Genomic DNA, 15682 nt, shown 5'->3' with positions numbered 1-15682 from the left:
CGCCGTTCAGAGGCCGTCGGCGTGGGCGGCCCGCTCGTTCGGCACGCAGTGGGTCATCTTCAGCCCCTCCACGTCGCGCGGGCCGTTGCGCCCGAGCTTGACCAGGCGCTCCCGGTCCTCGTCGGTGAGGTCCTGGCTCGCCAGCGGCTCCAGGTGAGCGACGTCGTCCGGGGTGATGCCGAGGCCCTCGCCGACGCGCAGGCCGAGGTCGTCCTCCACGAGCAGGAAGTGCCAGACCATGCGCTCCTGGATGCGCCGGTCGCACTGGCTGAGCGCGTCGACGAAGTTGTGCACCAGGTCGTCGCGCTCCCACTGCTCCATGAGCAGGTAGCGCTGGCCGGCCTGCTTGTAGTCGTTGGTCCGCGGGATGCGCCTGCGCATGAGCCGGCCGCTGATGACCGGGCCCTCCTCGTCGAGGGTCGGGTACTCGGCCTCGCGCAGGCCGCCGCGCAGCGAGGGCTCGTAGTTGATGTGCGGGTCCTCGCCGCCGGTGTCGACGAAGTACGCCATCTGGCCGTCGCGCTGGTTGGTCCTGATGGGCGCGTTCCTGGCCTGGTTGACCGGGAGCTGCAGGTAGTTCGGGCCGACCCGGTAGCGCTGGGTGTCGCTGTAGGAGAACGTCCGGCCGACCAGCATCTTGTCGTCGGAGAAGTCGAGGCCGTCCACCAGGACGCCGGTGCCGAAGGCGGCCTGCTCGTTCTCGGCGAACTGGTTCTCGACGTTGCGGTTCAGCACCAGCCGGCCGACCGGCCTGGCCGGGAACTCGTTCTCCGGCCACACCTTGGTGTCGTCGAGCGGGTCGAAGTCCAGCTCGGGGTGCTCCTCGTCGCTCATCAGCTGGACCAGCAGCTCCCACTCGGGGAAGTCGCCGCGCTCGATGGCGTCGTGCAGGTCCTTCGTCGCGTGCCCGAGGTCGCCCGCCTGGACGACCGCCGCGTCCGCCGCGGTCATGCTGCGCACGCCCTGCTTGGGCATCCAGTGGTACTTGACCAGGAACGTCTCGCCCTGCTGGTTGACCCACTTGTAGGTGTTCACGCCGAATCCCTGCATGTGCCGGTAGTCGGCGGGGATGCCGCGCGGGCTGAACAGGTTGACCAGCATGTGCATCGACTCGGGCGTCTGGGACATGAAGTCGAAGATGCGGTTCGGGTCCTGCCGGAAGGTCACCGGGTCGGGCTTGAGCGAGTGGATGACGTCGGGGAACTTGATGGCGTCCCTGATGAAGAAGACGGCCAGGTTGTTGCCCACCAGGTCCCAGTTGCCGTCCTCGGTGTAGAACTTGATCGCGAACCCGCGCGGGTCGCGGGCGGTCTCGGCGGAGTCGCGGCCGCCGATCACGGTGGAGAAGCGCAGCGCCACGTCGGTGCGCTTGCCGGCCTCCTGGAACAGCTTGGCCCTGGTGTAGCGGCTGACCGGCTCGTCGCCGATCTTGCCGTACGCCTCGAAGTAGCCGTAGCTCAGCGCGCCCCTGGCGTGCACGACCCGTTCGGGGATGCGTTCGCGGTCGAAGTGACTGATCTTCTCCAGGAACTGGTAGTTCTCCAGCGTCGCCGGTCCGCGCGGGCCGACCGTCCGCTGGTTCTGGTTGTCGTAGACGGGATGCCCTTGTCGGTTGGTGAGCACCTCGCGCTCGTCGTTCGACTGCGGACCCTTGCTGGAGACGTCTGTCATCGCACTGTTCCTCTCCCCGGACGAGATCTTCCCCGGCTGCCCTCAAGAACGGGCCGAAAACGGGCAAAACCTCGTCCTCGGGCGGCTACCTGCTCACGTCGTCGGCGGTCCGGCCGAGCAGGCCCAGGTCGGACCGGCGGGGCAGGCTCTCCCAGTCGCCCTGCGAGGTCACCGCGAACGCGCCCGCCGCGCAGGCGCTGTCCAGCCGCCGTTCCGGCGCTGCCCCGGCCAGCCAGTCCGCCAGCCAGCCGGCCGCGAACGCGTCCCCGGCGCCCACGGGGTCCACCTCGGTCACCCGGTACGGCCGCGCCCGCCGCAGCACCCCGCCGGACAGCTCCAGCGCGCCCGCCGACCCCGACTTGACCAGCACGTACGAGGGCCCGAGCGAGGCCAGCGCCTTGGCCAGCTCCGCCGGGTCGTCGACGTCGGCGACCAGGCGGCCCTCCGGCACGGTCGCGAACAGCACGTCCACGCCGCCGATCGTCTCCCGCAGCCAGGCGCCCGCCTCCTCCGGCGTCCACAGGGCCCGCCGGTAGTTGACGTCGAGCGAGACGAGCACGCCGGCCGCCCGCGCCACGGCGATCGCGTGCGCCACGGTCTCCCGGGCCGACGCCGACAGCGCCGGGGTGATCGCGGAGACGTGCAGCACGCGGGCCGAGGAGATCAGCGCCGGATCGAGGTCGGCCGGCCGCAGCCGGGAGCCGGCGCTGTCCTTGCGGTAGTACCGCACGTCCACCAGGTCGGCCGTGCGCCGACCCTTGATCATCAGTCCGGTGGGGGCGTCCGGGTCGGTGACCGCGCGCACGTCCACGCCCTCGCCGGCGAGCGTGGCCCGGATCAGGTCGCCGAACTCGTCGTCGCCCACCCGTCCGGCCCACGTCGCCCGGTGGCCCAGCCGGGCCACGCCGATCGCCACGTTCGACTCGGCGCCGCCGAGGCCCAGGTCGAAGTCGCGGGCGAAGCGCAGCGGCCCGGTACGCCGGGCGGAGAACAGCGCCATGGTCTCGCCGAAGGTCACCAGTTCGGTCATGTGGTCGGCCTGCCCAGCTTTCTGGAGATCCGCGACGCCGCCCCGGCCACCAGCGGCCCGAGCTCCCGCACCCGCGCGGCGGTGATCCGCGAGGTGAGCCCGGAGACCGAGACGGCGGCGACGACGGCGTCGTTGTGGTTGAAGATCGGCGCGGCGACGCAGCGCACCTCGGGCTCGTTCTCGCGGTCGTCCACCGCGTAGCCGCGCCGCCGGACGTGGGTGAGTTCGGCGCGCAGCCGGTCGGGGTCGGTGATGGTGTGCTTGGTGATCGGGTCGAGCGCCAGCCCGGCCAGCGCCTCCTCCGGCTGCCAGGCCAGGATCGCCTTGCCGACCGCCGTGGCGTGCACCGGGCCGCGGCTGCCGATGCGCGAGGCCATGCGCACGTTCGTCTCGTTCTCCACCTTGTCGATGTAAACGACGTGCGGGTGGTCGTAGACGACCAGGTGGACGGTCTCGCGCACCTCGCTCATCAGCCGGTGCGACTCCTCGGCGGCGACCGCGCGCAGGTCCAGCGTGGCCAGGTACGCCTGCCCGAGCTGGAGGGTGCCGTGCCCCAGCCGGTACGCCCCGGTCCTGCGGTCGCGTTCGAGCAGCCTGGCCTCCACGAGCGGGACGGTCAGCCGCAGCACCGTGCTCTTGGACAGGCCCACGGCCTCGGCGAGCTGGGTGAGCGACAGGCCGGTGTGGCCGCGTACGTGGTCCAGGACGGCCAGGGCGCGCCGGAGGGAGGCGGACTGGTTGCGGTCAGGCACGCAAGTCACCATATTCGATGAAATTTCGCGAAATGCAGCACCCTGTTGTGCACTGCACAACATCTCCTGACAGGTCTTCTCGACTCCAGGACGAATTCCTAGTGTCTGCGCAGGAGGTAATAGTGAAGTTTCTTTACTTTGCCGTGGCCGGAACGGCCCTGCTCACGCTGGCCGCCTGCGCGCCCTCGACCGCTCCCGCCTCCGGCGGCGGCGACGAGCGGACGGGGACGCTGCGCGTCTGGCTGTTCGACGAGCCCAACCGGGCCCCCAAGGACAAGGTCGTCAACGAGGCGATCAAGGAGTTCACCGCCGCGCACGCGGACGTCAAGGTCGAGGTCACCTACATCCCCACCACCCCCGCCCGGCACGAGAAGTTCAAGGGCGCCTTCAACGACCCGGCCAGCTCCCCGGACGTCGCCGAGTACGGCAACACCGACCTCGCCGAGTACGCCGCCGCCGGCGGCTTCGCCGACCTCACCGCCGACCTGAAGGGCCTGGACCTGACCCCCGACCTGGTCAAGTCGGCCTCCGTCCAGGGCAAGCAGTACGGCCTGCCGTGGTTCATCGGCATCCGGGCCCTCTACTACCGCACCGACGTCTTCGACGAGCTCGGCCTGAAACCGCCCACGTCCATCGGCGCCCTGACCGAGGCCGCCCGCACGATCCGCAGGAAGAAGCCCGACCTGTACGGCATAGCCGTCGGCGGCGAGTACACCTTCGGGGCCCTGCCCTTCGTCTGGGACGCCGTCGGCGACATCACCTCGCTCGACTCGCCGCAGTCGCGCAAGGGCGTCAAGGCGTACACGGACCTGCTGACCGACGAGATCTGCCCGCCGCAGGCGTGCGTCTCGCTGACCGGCGGCAAGACGGTCGAGCTGTTCGCCGGCGGCAAGGCCGCGATGGGCATACTCGGCAACTTCAGCCGCTCGGCCGTGGACGCCGGCGCGGCCGCCGGCAAGTACGCCGTCGTCCCGCTGCCCGGCGCGGCCGAGGGCTCGATCGCGCCCGCCTTCGCCGGCGGCAACAACCTGGGCGTGCTGAAGAACGCCGGTCACCGCACCCTGGCCGCGGACTTCGTCAAGCTGCTGGGCGGCAAGACGTACCAGGCCAAGATGTACGACGCGATGGGCAACCTGCCGACGCTCACCTCGGCCCGCGACGAGCTGGCGGCCAAGGACCCGTTCGTCAAGCCGTTCCTGGACACGGTGGCCAAGGGCACCCGGTTCGTGCCGATCGACCCCGCCTGGGTGAAGATCGACAACGGCAAGGTCATCCCCACGATGCTGCAGAAGGTCGCGACCGGTCAGTCCACCGTCGAGCAGGCCACCACCGAGGCGGCCGCGGCCGTCAAGACCGCCTTCGGCCGCTCGTGAGCCGAGGTACGAGCGTCCGCCGCGGGCGCCCCTGGCTCTACCTGCTGCCCGCGGCGGCCGTGCTGATCCCCATGTTCGGCTATCCGGTCTACATGCTGGGCCTGCTGTCGGTCTTCGACTACCGGCAGGCGCAGGTCAGCGGCGGGCAGCCGAGCACGTTCGTCGGGTTCGGCAACTACGCCGCGCTGCTCGGCGACCGGCGGTTCTGGGAGGTGCTGGCGCAGACCGTGGGGTTCGCCGCGGCGCTGGTCGTCGCGACGCTGGCGGTCGGCGCGGCCCTGGCCGTGCTGCTGACCAGGACCGGGCCGCTGCCGAGGACGGCCCTGTCGCTGGCCGCGCTCGGCGCGTGGGCGGCCCCCGCGATGACCGGCTCCACCGTGTGGATGTTCCTGTTCGACGCCGACCTCGGCCTCGTCAACCAGGTGCTCGGGATCGACGGGTACAACTGGTTCTACGACCGGTGGGTCACCTTCGGCGTGGTCGGCGCGACGGTCGTGTGGCACTCGTTCCCGCTGGTGATGATCACCCTGTACGCGGGCATCCGGGCCGTCCCCGCCTCGGTGCTGGAGGCCGCCGCGCTCGACGGCGCCTCGGCCTGGCAGGGGTTCTGGCGGATCATCGTGCCGATGTTGCGGCCGCTGGTCACGATCGTGGTCATCCAGTCGGTCATCTGGGACTTCAAGCTCTTCACCCAGATCTACGTGATGACCAACGGCGGCGGCGTGGCCGGGCAGAACACCGTGCTCAACGTCTACGCCTACCAGATCGCCTTCGGCTCCTCCGAGTACGGACTCGGCTCGGCCGTCGCCGTCGTCATGACGCTGATCCTGCTGGTGATCACCCTGTTCTACATCCGGGCGCTGCGGCGCAGTGGGGAACGCCTGTGAACCGACGACGTCTTCTGCCCGACGCGGTCGCGCTGGTGGTCGCCCTGCTCACCGCGTTCCCGCTCTACTGGATGGTCCTGTCGGCGCTCAAGCCCGCGGGGGAGATCCAGTCGCTGGAGGTCAGGCCCTGGACGTCGCACCCGACGCTGGACAACTTCGTCCGGGTGCTGACCGGGGAGAACTTCGCCCGCTACCTGCTCAACAGCGCGATCGTGGCGCTCGTCGTGGTCGTGCTGTCGGCCGGGGTCGCCTTCCTCGCGGCGGTGGCCGTGACCCGGTTCGCCTTCCGGTTCAGGACGACCGTGCTGATCATGTTCCTGGTCGCGCAGATGGTCCCGGTCGAGGCGCTGACGATCCCGCTGTTCTTCGTGGTCCGGGACCTGGGCCTGCTCAACACGCTGGCCTCGCTGGTGGTGGTGCAGCTCGCCTTCACGCTGCCGTTCGCGATCTGGATGCTGCGCGGGTTCGTCGCCGGGGTGCCGGAGGCGCTGGAGGAGGCGGCGATGATCGACGGGGCCGGACGCGCGACCGTGCTGTGGCGCATCCTGTTCCCGCTGGTCGCGCCCGGCCTGGTGGCGACCAGCGTGTTCTCCTTCATCACCACCTGGAACGACTTCGTCTTCGCGCGCACCTTCATCGTCTCGGCCAAGGACAACCAGACCCTGCCCGCGGCGCTGCTCGTCTTCTTCAAGCCCGACGAGAACGACTGGGGCGGGATCATGGCGGCCTCGACGCTGATGACGATCCCGGTGCTGATCTTCTTCGTGGCGGTGCAGCGGCGGCTCGTGTCAGGGCTTGGAGGGGCGGTCAAGGACTGAGACGTCGTGCTTGTCGTCGGGGGCGAGGAACTCCAGCAGCAGCCGCGCCTCCCGCTCGACCTCCTCCAGCCCGGCGATCGGCGTCCACTGGTGGACGTTCAGCGTGGAGACGCCCTTGGCCCTGGTCACCGTCCAGTCGCCGGCGGTGACGCCGTCCACCAGGATGATCCGGGGGATCACGTTCGTGCCCATGAACGACCCCTGCATGACGGCCGCGCCGCGCTCGCTGATCACCCGCGAGCGGTCGGCGTGCGACAGGAACAGGTTGTCGAAGTCGTACATCAGCCGCACCGGGGCCGGGACGTCCTCGGCCGGCCGGACGGCCTCCGGCAGGTCGTACAGGGTTCGGCCGGCGGCGTCCCTGAAGCGGACCAGGTCCATGGACTCGACGACCTCGCCCAGCCTGGTCAGGCCCGACCACGTCTGCGCGTCCTGCACCGAGGCCGGGCCGAAGGCGGCCAGGTAGCGCCGGACCAGCTCGGCGGGCGTCATCGGCGGCACCTCCGCCGGGCCCAGCCACGACTCGGCGGTGGTGTGCGCGACCGGTCCGCTCCTGCCCCACAACCCGCGCGGCGGCACCTGGACCAGCGGCAGCAGCCAGCGCACGCCCTGGCCGAGCGCCTGCTGGTCGTGCTCCGGCCACCGCTCGGCCAGCGCCCGCCCGAGGTCGGCGAAGGTCATCGGCCGCTCCTCCAGCAGCGCCCGCCCGGTCGCGGCCAGCTCCTCCAGGTCGACGCCCGCCAGCCGCCGGCCGAACGTCGTACGCGTCATGCGCTCGGTGACGGCCTGCAGCAGCGGCCGCATGGCCAGGCAGTCGCGGGCGGTGACCAGGTGGATGGTGGAGCGCTGCAACGCGATCCGCACCAGCTCCCGGCCGGCCAGCAGGCCGGAGACGTCCTCGGGCTTGAGCCCCTCGATGCGGTTCCACAGGCCGACGTACCAGGTGTGGGGGGTCTGGGCCTGGAGGCCGCCGAGCCGTTCGACGACCTCCTGCACGCTGCCGCCGCCGCGGCGCAGCAGCAGCTGCCGGTCGAGCGTGGCCCGGTTGAGCGCGCGCTGGGAGATGAGGGGATCCATGGGGACAAAGGTAGGGGTAATCGCGGTCACTTCCTGACCTCGATGGGCACTCAGGCGAGCGCGCCGGGGCCCAGCTCGTCCGGCGCGGAGTAGCCGGACAGGGCGAGCGTGATGTCCAGCTCGCCCAGCAGGCAGCGCAGCACGTGCTCGACGCCCGCCTGCCCGCCCAGCGCCAGCCCGTACAGCACGGGACGGCCGACCAGCACGGCCCGCGCGCCCAGCGCGAGCGCCTTGACCACGTCGGCCCCGGTGCGCACGCCCGAGTCGAACAGCACCGTCAGCCGGTCGCCGACCGCCTCGGCGATGCCGGGCAGCGCGTCGAGCGCGGCCAGGGCGCCGTCGACCTGGCGGCCGCCGTGGTTGGACACCACGATCCCGTCGACGCCGTGCTCGGCGGCCAGGCGCGCGTCCTCGGTGCTCATGATGCCCTTGAGCACGATCGGGCCGTCCCAGTGGTCGCGCAGGAACGGCAGGTCGTCCCAGCTCAGGCCCGGGTTCGGGAACATGCCCGCCCAGTGGGCGACCGGGTTCTCGACCCCGGCGAAGTTCGGGTCGCTCAGGTAGTTGGCGATGCCCGTGCCGGCCAGGAACGGCAGGTAGCCGCGGTCGAGGTCGGCCGGACGCCAGCCGAGCAGCGTCGTGTCCAGCGTGACCACCAGCACCGAGTGGCCGGTCGCCCTGGCCCGGCGCAGGAAGCTCAGGCACACGTCCCGGTCGGTCGGGCAGTAGAGCTGGTACCAGCGCGGCGCGTCCCCGCCCGCCGCCGCCACCTGCTCGAAGTCGTGGGCGGCGGCCGTCGAGTGCACGTACGGGACGCCCACCGCGGCCGCGGCCCGCACGGTGGCGAGCTCGCCCTCCTCGTGGGCCAGCGTCTGCACCCCCATGGGCGCCACCAGCACCGGCGCCGCCATCTGCGTGCCCAGCACCTCGCACGACAGGTCACGCTGCCGCGCGACGCCGCGCAGCATCCGCGGCACGATCCGGCGCCGCTGGAACGCCTCCAGGTTGGCCCGCGCGGTCGAGCCGCTGCCCGCGCTCGGCACGATGTAGCCCAGCGCCTCGGGCGAGAGCACCCGCCCGGCCGCGGCCTCCAGGGCCGACAGATCGGTGGTCAGCTCCGGCGTACGGCCTTCGAGCATGCCCGTCAGGTAGATGCCGAGCTGGTGATCGCCTGCGTTCATGGCGCCCATCCAACCAGCCCGCCCGTCCCCGCCGCGACCACCCTGATGACGGCGACCACGAGGCGGCCCTACGCTGCTTCCCATGCACAAACGCGTGATCGACAACCGCTTCGAGCTGACCGAGAGGCTCGGCGGCGGTGGCATGGGCCTGGTGTGGCGCGCCTGGGACACCGCCCTCCACCGCGAGGTCGCGCTGAAGGAGGTCCGGCCGCCCGATCCCGCGTTCGAGGAGCACGACCCCGAGGCCGCCCGCGAGCTGCGGGCCAGGGTGCTGCGGGAGGCCCGCGCGCTGGCCCGGCTGAACCATCCGCACGTCGCCACCATCCACCACATCGTCGACCCGGGCGGCGACGGCTACCCGTGGATCGTCATGGAGCTGGTCACCGGCGGCTCGCTCGCCGACCGCCTCGCGCGCGGGCCGATGACGCCCTGGGAGACCGCCCGGCTGGGCCGCGAGGTGCTGTCCGCGCTGCGCGCCGCGCACGCCGTCGGCATCCAGCACCGCGACGTCAAGCCCGCCAACGTGCTGCTGCGCGAGGACGGCCGCTCGGTGCTCACCGACTTCGGCATCGCCGCCGTGCGCGAGTCGACCAGCCTGACGGCGACCGGGTCGTTCATCGGCTCGCCCGAGTACATGGCGCCCGAGCGCATCAACGGGCACGAGGGCGACCCCGCCTCCGACCTGTGGTCGCTCGGCATGCTGCTGTACGTGGCCGTCGAGGGCCGCCACCCGCTGCGCAGGAGCACCACGCTGGCGACCTTGGCCGCCGTGCTCAACCAGGAGGTGCCGCCGCCGGAGCGGGCCGGGCCGCTCGGTCCCGTGCTCGGCGCGCTGCTGCGCCGCGACCCGGCCGGCCGTCCCGACGCCGAGACCCTCGACCGCATGCTCGCCGCCGCCGCCGACCCCGGCTCGGCCCCGCCCGCCTACCCGCCCCCCGCCCCGGGCCCGGGCCGGCAAGCCCCCTCGTCGCCGGGCCCGTTCCAGCAAGCCCCCTCGTCGCCGGGGCCGCTCCAGCACGGCCCGCCGTCCGGGGCCACCGTGCCGCCCGGGGCGCCGCAGCCCTGGGGGCCGCAGCCGTCGTTCTCGCAGGCCGGCACCATGGCGCCGCGCCGCGCCCGCCGTTCGCCGATCGCCGCCGTGACGGCCTCCGTGGGCGCGCTGGCGGTGACCGGCGTGCTGGTCTACACGCTGCTGCCCGGCGTGCGCGGCGCGGCGGAGCCGACCCAGTCGAACACGCCGCAGGTCACCCCGGTGGAGACCGCCGACGTCGAGGAGCCGAAGGCGAGCGAGGAACCGGAGCCGCAACCGGAGAACCTGCTCACCGCCGATGGCATCCGCGCCGCGATCAAGGCGCTCAAGCCGGTCATGGGCGGCACCAAGGTCGTCCGGATGGTCGTCTACCCGACGTACATCTCCGCCGAGGCCCCCGTGAAGGGCGACCCGGCCGTCTACGACCGCTACGCCTACCGCGACGGCAGGGCCACCCGCGAGGGCACCGGCTCCACCGTCCGCACCCCGGTCGTCGACCTGGCCAAGTACAACTGGGACGCCCTGCCCCGCCTGCTCGACAAGGCCCGCAGCGTCCTCGGGGTGCGCAAGCCCACCGCGCGCTACCTCATCGTCGATCCCGACTTCGTCTTCACCAGCACCAGGCAGGTGCTGCTCGTCTACCTCAGCGACGCCTACCGCACCGGCTACCTGGTGGCCGACCCCCAGGGCAGGGTGCTCAAGACCTACCCCGCCTCCTGACCGGCCGCCCGGCTCAGCAGCCGCCCTGGTAGCCGCTCTCCGGGATCAGCCGGCTCCACTCGTCCTGGCTGAGCGGCCCGCCCGCGCGGGCGCACACCTCCTGCGCCGTCAGCGCCGGGTCCACCGGGCTCTCGCGGACGCTGCCGTCCGCCGCCACGCCGCGCAGCCTGCGGCCGTCCTTGCTGAAGGCCAGGCCCTCGGCCCACGACCCGACCTGGCCGACCTCGCGCAGCGTGCCGGCGTCCCACAGGGAGGTGCGTTCCGCGTCGATCGCGAGCAGGTCGCCGCCGGGGGAGAAGCGCAGGTCGCGTACGGGGGCCGGGCCGGTCTCGACCGAGCCGGCCCGCTCGCGCCCGCGGACGTCCCACAGCTCGACGCGTCCGCCGCCGAGCCCGAGTGCCAGCGTGCGGCCGTCGGGGGAGAAGGCGAGCGCGGTGGGCCGGGCGGCGGCCGGGGCCAGCGGGGTGACCTCGCCGGTACGCAGGTCGAGCAGGTTCGTGCCGGAGGCGAGCGTCGAGCCGTCGGGGCTGAAGGCCATCGCCAGGTCGCCCGCGCCCTCGTAGGCCCTGATCCGGCGGCCGGAGCGCACGTCCCAGGTCTCCAGCAGCCGGCCGCGCGCGGTGGCCAGCGTGTCGCCGCCGGGGGACAGGGCCACGGCGGGCACGTCGCCGCCCGCGTCGATGACGGTGACCCTCCTGCCGCCCGACGCCTCCCAGACGGTGACCGGGTCGCCCGCCACGGCCAGCAGCCTGCCCGTCGCGTCGAAGGCCACGTCGCCGGTGGCAGCGATCTCGGCCAGCGGCTTGCGCGCCACCACGTCGGTGAGCCTGATGGCGTTCCCGACGTCCTTGGCCGCCACCCGGCCGTCGCTCGACAGCGCGGCGGTGCGGACGCCGGAGGAGGGCGCGGGCAGCCCGGAGACGTCGAGCGAGACGACCGAGCCCAGGCCGCTCAGGTAGCGCAGGGTGCGGCCGTCGGCGGAGAAGGCCAGGTCGCCGTGCTGGTCGCCGCGGAAGCGGTAGGCGCCGGCCAGCCGCCGGTCGGCCACGCTCCACAGGCGCACCTCGTCCCGGCCGGGGAGGGCGAGCAGGCTGCCGTCGGGGCTGAACACGGGCGTGCCGGCGGAGCCGTCCGCGGGCATCTCCGCGTCGCCGGCCTCCGCCGCGAACGTGGTGGCGGCGGTGCCGGTCGCGGCGTCCCGCGGCGGCTCGGCGCCGGGCGTGAGGAGGGTCACGCCGTCGCGGCCCGCGACGGCCAGCGTGCGGCCGTCGGGGCTGAACGACAGGGGCGGCGCCGACCGGTCCGGCCCGGTCTGCGGCCGGACGGTGAACTCCCGCTCCTTGGCCCGGCCGGGCAGCGACCAGAGCTCGACCCGCCCGTCCAGGTCGGAGACCGCGGCCCGGCTCCCGTCGCGGGACACCGCCACCCGGCGGTCGAGCACGTCGAGCAGCACCTCGGCGCCCCGGTAGACCCGGGTGCGGTTGCCGCTGGTGATCGTGTACGTCCCGGTCGCGGGGGCCCGGCCGGTGGCCACCTCGACGGGCTGGCCGCCGGGGCTCTCGGCGTACCGGCCGTCGTCGCTGAGCGCGGCGCTGCCCTCGGGGAGCGCGTGCGCGGCGAGCTGCCGGCCGCTGCGCACGTCCCAGACGGTCAGCGTGCGGTCGCGCCACCTGACCAGCTCGTCGCCGCGCAGCAGGTAGCCGGCCCGCTCGTCGGCCGCGGGATCGGTGAACACGCCCAGCTCCGGCTGCGCCAGCGAGGCCTGCAACGCCACCCGTGCCTCGAACACCGGCGACAGCCGCCAGGCCGCCACGCTCAGCCGCATCGCCGTACGCGGGTCGGAGGAGCGCAGCGCCTCGGCGCGGGCGGCCACGGCCCGCGCGTTGGCCTCCAGGAGGTGTCCGCGCAGCTCCCGCTCGCCGTTGAGCGAGACGGCGGACATCGACACCGCGACGGCCAGGGCGGCGGCCAGGGTCGCCATCGAGGGCCGCAGCAGCCGCCTGCGCTGCTTGGACATGGCCACGCTCGCGCCGATGAAGTCGCGTTCGAGCTGGCTGAGGCGCAGGTGGCGGCGCTTGGCCGCGGCCCAGCCGAGCGCCGTGTCGAGCCGGTCGCCCCGGTAGAGGTACGTGTGCCCGCGCCGGTGACGCGACCACCGGTCGGCCGCCAGGCGCAGCTCCCGGTGGACGGCCAGCCCGTCCTGCTCGTCGGCCACCCAGCCGCGCAGGCGTGGCCAGGCCCGGTAGAGCGCGGCGCTGGCCGGCGCCACCCGGTCGTCGCGCACGGCCACGAGCTTGCCGACCGGGGTCTCGGTCGGCGGCACCCGCACGCTGCGGCGTACGAGCAGCCCGGCGTCCATCAGCGGGGCCAGCACGCCGCCCTCGTCGTGCGGATCGTCGCCGTCCATCAGGCGCAGCAGCAGGCCCGGCACCGCCTCCTGCTGGCGCGGCGTGAGCCCGGCGTAGACGCCCTCGGCCAGCTCGCCGAGCGACCTGTGCCCGGCCACGCCCGCCGGCGGGCGCAACGCGGCGGGGTCGGCCTCGACCAGCAGCTCCTCCGCCGCGGGGCGGGCGGCGGGATCTTTGGACAGCGCCCGCCCGACCAGCTCGCGCAGCCCGTCGGGCAGGGCGCTCAGGTCGGGATCGACGGTCAGCAGCCGGTGCAGCACCGCGCCGAGACTCCGCCCGGAGAACGGATCGCCGCCCGTGGCCGCGTAGAGCACCACGGCCCCCCAGGAGAAGACGTCCGTCGCCGTCTCGTGGCCGCTGCCAGTCAGGATCTCGGGGGCCAGGTACGTGCACGTCGCCTCCAGCGACCCGCCGACCGCCACCCCCATGTCGATCACTCTGGGGCCGCCCGCCGCCAGCAGCACGCTCTCCGGCCGCAGGTCGCGGTGGGTCAGCCCGGCCGCGTGCAGCGCGCGGAGCGCCCCGGCCAGCGCGCCCGCCAGCGCCGCCAGCTCCGCGCCCCGGTACGGCCCGTGCCGCTCGACCGCCTGCCGCAGGTCGGGCCCGTCGACGAACTCGCTCACCACGTAGGGGATGCCGTGATCGACCCCGGACGCGACCACCTCCGCCAGGTGCGGGCAGCTCACCCGCGCGACCGGCTCGACCTCGACCCGGGGCACCTTCACCGCGTAGCGGCGGCCCTCGTCGTCGTAGGCGTCGTAGACCACCCCGCGCGCGCCCGCGCCGAGCCGGGCGGCCAGCCAGAAGCCGCCCAGCCTCTCGGGATCACCAGGCACCAAGCGCATCGTCACTGATGCTTAGATGCGCCGGACCGGCCGTTGGTTGTCGGTGAACGACCACAGGTCCCCCGCGCGCCTCGGGGGACCCATGCGTCATGATCATTATGCCAGGCTTCTGGATCTTGACTGCCACTCCGGCCGCAGCACCGACATCGTCACGGAGTCGTGCCACTCGCCCTCCCACAGCAGGGTGTCGCGCTGCACGCCCTCCTCCACGAAGCCGATCTTCTTGTAGACGTGCCGCGCCCGGTCGTTGAAGGTGAAGACGCCGAGGCCGACGCGGTGCAGCGGCGTGGCGGCGAAGGCGTGGCCGAGCACCAGCTCGATCGCCTCGGTGCCGTAGCCCCTGCCGAAGACCCGGGCGCCGATCAGCGCGATCCGCAGGTTGCACGACAGGTTGTGCCGGTCGAGCTCGTTGAGCACGACCTCGCCGACGTACTCGTCGCCGGCCATGATGGCCAGGTCGAGCCGGTCGGCGTGCTCGCCCCTCGTGCTGTACCACTGGCGGGCCACCGCGTGGTCGACCTCGCCGTGCGAGCCCGTCAGCCGTTGCACCTCCGGATCGCTGATCAGCGTGATCAGGCCCTCGACGTGCTCGGGGCCGACCGGGAGCAACCTGACGCGCTCACCCGTCAAAGTGGGTTTCTCGGCGAACATCCCCTCTGGGTATCAGTCCTGCTCATCGGCGGGCAAACCCATTTTCCGCAGGGCCGCGTCGCGCACCTCCTCGGGTGTCAGCACGCCGACGTCGCACGTCAGGTCCGCCACCTGCTGGAAGTAGCCCTCGCGCCGGGCCCGCATCGCCGCCGGCTGGAACTCGGGACGGTGCGCGCCCGAGCTCATGCGCCGGGCCAGGACGGCGTCGGCGGCGTCCACCCAGACCACGAACGCCTCGCGCAGCGCCTCGCGCACCCGGGGGTCCTCCACGGTGCTGGCCGCCGCCGCGATCACCTTCGGCTCGCCCGCCAGCGCCGCCAGCACGTGCTCGGCCTCGTACCGGTGCAGCGCCTCGGCCCCCTCGCGGACGGCGATCTGCGCCGCCGTGCCGCCGTGTTCCTTCTCCAGGAACGGGTCGCTGTCGGTGAACGGCATCCCCAGCGCTGTGGCGAGGAGGCGGCCCGCGGTCGTCTTACCCGATCCCATCAGCCCGATCACCACGACTGGTTTGTTTTTCGACATGTGGATAGAGGTTCCTTCGTGTCAAGGAGGTAAATCTGATGACCATCGCCGGAAGCATCATCCTCATCATGCTCGGTGCGATCCTCACCTGGGCCGTCGAGTTTGACCTCGCCGGTCTCGACATCAACGTCGTCGGCGTCATCCTCATGCTCGGTGGCCTGGCGGGGCTGCTGTTCGGCATCTACCGGATCAGCGTCACCCGCAGGGCGGTCGGCCCGATCGACGAGCCGGTGCACCGGCACGAGATCTACGAGGAGCCGGAGACCCGCAGGACCACGGTGTACGAGGAGCGCCGCCACTACGACGAGCCGCCGCTGTAGGAGGTGAATCGACATGCCAGCCGTTGACGAGCTGCCGTCGACCATCAAGCGTTCGCCGAAGAAGGCACAGAACACGTGGATCAAGGCGCACGACTCCGCCGTGAAGGAGTACGGAGAGGGGCGGCGCGCGCACATGACCGCGTTCGCCGCACTCAAGCACTCCTTCGAGAAGGTCGGAGACCACTGGGAGCCCAAGGGGCAGAAGGGACCGTCCGACAAGGGCGCGACCGACCGCTCCGGCAGGACCGAGGAGGGCGTGGACGCCAACGCCAGCAAGGAGCACTTGCAGGGCGTGGCGTCCAGGCTCGGGGTGCGCGGCCGATCCAGGATGACCAAGAAGGAGCTGGTGGACGCCATCAAGAAGGCCAACAGGAAGGCCACGGCGAAATCCCGCTAG

General features: G+C 72.7%; 14 protein-coding genes. 6 read left to right on the top strand and 8 right to left on the bottom strand.

Annotated features, from left to right (window positions below; all coding sequences use genetic code 11):
- Window positions 1-6: 6 nt before the first annotated feature.
- The 3 genes from ABT158_RS08285 to ABT158_RS08275 all read right to left on the bottom strand — a co-directional run bounded on the left by ABT158_RS08285 (window position 7) and on the right by ABT158_RS08275 (window position 3453).
- A complete protein-coding gene (locus tag ABT158_RS08285; protein WP_352352088.1) occupies window positions 7-1671 on the bottom strand; it encodes a catalase in 1665 nt (554 codons plus the stop codon).
- A gap of 85 nt (window positions 1672-1756) precedes the next feature.
- Entirely contained in the window at window positions 1757-2701 is a 945-nt protein-coding gene (locus ABT158_RS08280) for a sugar kinase (protein ID WP_352352087.1), read from the bottom strand.
- Window positions 2698-3453, bottom strand: coding sequence for an IclR family transcriptional regulator (locus tag ABT158_RS08275; RefSeq protein WP_352352086.1), 756 nt, complete (start codon window positions 3451-3453; stop codon window positions 2698-2700). Before ABT158_RS08275 ends, ABT158_RS08280 begins: the two co-directional genes overlap by 4 nt.
- Window positions 3454-3575: 122 nt before the next feature.
- Between ABT158_RS08275 and ABT158_RS08270 the strand changes: the two genes are divergently transcribed.
- Genes ABT158_RS08270 through ABT158_RS08260 form a run of 3 tightly spaced genes read left to right on the top strand, consistent with a single transcriptional unit; the run spans window position 3576 to window position 6531 of the window.
- Entirely contained in the window at window positions 3576-4826 is a 1251-nt protein-coding gene (locus ABT158_RS08270) for an extracellular solute-binding protein (protein WP_352352085.1), read from the top strand.
- Window positions 4823-5713, top strand: a complete 891-nt coding sequence (locus ABT158_RS08265) for a carbohydrate ABC transporter permease (protein WP_352352084.1) — start codon at window positions 4823-4825, stop codon at window positions 5711-5713. Before ABT158_RS08270 ends, ABT158_RS08265 begins: the two co-directional genes overlap by 4 nt.
- Window positions 5710-6531: a carbohydrate ABC transporter permease gene (locus ABT158_RS08260; protein ID WP_352352083.1), complete on the top strand. Its 822-nt coding sequence runs from the start codon at window positions 5710-5712 to the stop codon at window positions 6529-6531. Before ABT158_RS08265 ends, ABT158_RS08260 begins: the two co-directional genes overlap by 4 nt.
- Here the strand turns inward: ABT158_RS08260 and ABT158_RS08255 are convergent.
- A complete protein-coding gene (locus ABT158_RS08255) occupies window positions 6502-7608 on the bottom strand; it encodes a winged helix DNA-binding domain-containing protein (RefSeq protein WP_352352082.1) in 1107 nt (368 codons plus the stop codon). The two genes, ABT158_RS08260 and ABT158_RS08255, sit on opposite strands and share 30 nt — an antisense overlap.
- Before the next feature lie 50 nt (window positions 7609-7658).
- Window positions 7659-8789, bottom strand: coding sequence for an alpha-hydroxy-acid oxidizing protein (locus ABT158_RS08250; RefSeq protein ID WP_352352081.1), 1131 nt, complete (start codon window positions 8787-8789; stop codon window positions 7659-7661).
- An 82-nt stretch (window positions 8790-8871) separates the two neighbouring features.
- On the opposite strand from ABT158_RS08250, the gene ABT158_RS08245 reads away from it, so the two are divergent.
- On the top strand, window positions 8872-10539 hold the full coding sequence (locus ABT158_RS08245) for a serine/threonine-protein kinase (protein ID WP_352352080.1): 1668 nt from the start codon (window positions 8872-8874) through the stop codon (window positions 10537-10539).
- A 13-nt stretch (window positions 10540-10552) separates the two neighbouring features.
- Here ABT158_RS08245 and ABT158_RS08240 read toward each other — a convergent pair whose 3' ends face one another.
- The 3 genes from ABT158_RS08240 to ABT158_RS08230 all read right to left on the bottom strand — a co-directional run bounded on the left by ABT158_RS08240 (window position 10553) and on the right by ABT158_RS08230 (window position 14965).
- Complete coding sequence (locus ABT158_RS08240; protein ID WP_352352079.1) at window positions 10553-13783, bottom strand: protein kinase domain-containing protein; 3231 nt, start codon at window positions 13781-13783, stop codon at window positions 10553-10555.
- A 105-nt stretch (window positions 13784-13888) separates the two neighbouring features.
- Window positions 13889-14443, bottom strand: coding sequence for a GNAT family N-acetyltransferase (locus ABT158_RS08235; protein ID WP_352352078.1), 555 nt, complete (start codon window positions 14441-14443; stop codon window positions 13889-13891).
- A 12-nt stretch (window positions 14444-14455) separates the two neighbouring features.
- Window positions 14456-14965 carry a shikimate kinase gene (locus tag ABT158_RS08230; protein ID WP_352352077.1) on the bottom strand — a complete coding sequence of 170 codons (510 nt, stop codon included), beginning with the start codon at window positions 14963-14965 and terminating at the stop codon, window positions 14456-14458.
- A gap of 38 nt (window positions 14966-15003) precedes the next feature.
- Between ABT158_RS08230 and ABT158_RS08225 the strand changes: the two genes are divergently transcribed.
- Window positions 15004-15285, top strand: a complete 282-nt coding sequence (locus ABT158_RS08225) for a hypothetical protein (RefSeq protein WP_352319513.1) — start codon at window positions 15004-15006, stop codon at window positions 15283-15285.
- A 13-nt stretch (window positions 15286-15298) separates the two neighbouring features.
- Entirely contained in the window at window positions 15299-15682 is a 384-nt protein-coding gene (locus ABT158_RS08220; RefSeq protein WP_352352076.1) for a ChaB family protein, read from the top strand.

It is taken from the genome of Nonomuraea sp. NPDC001636 (assembly GCF_040298265.1).
GTDB lineage: Bacteria > Actinomycetota > Actinomycetes > Streptosporangiales > Streptosporangiaceae > Nonomuraea.
This window is presented reverse-complemented; position numbering and strand designations above follow the sequence as displayed.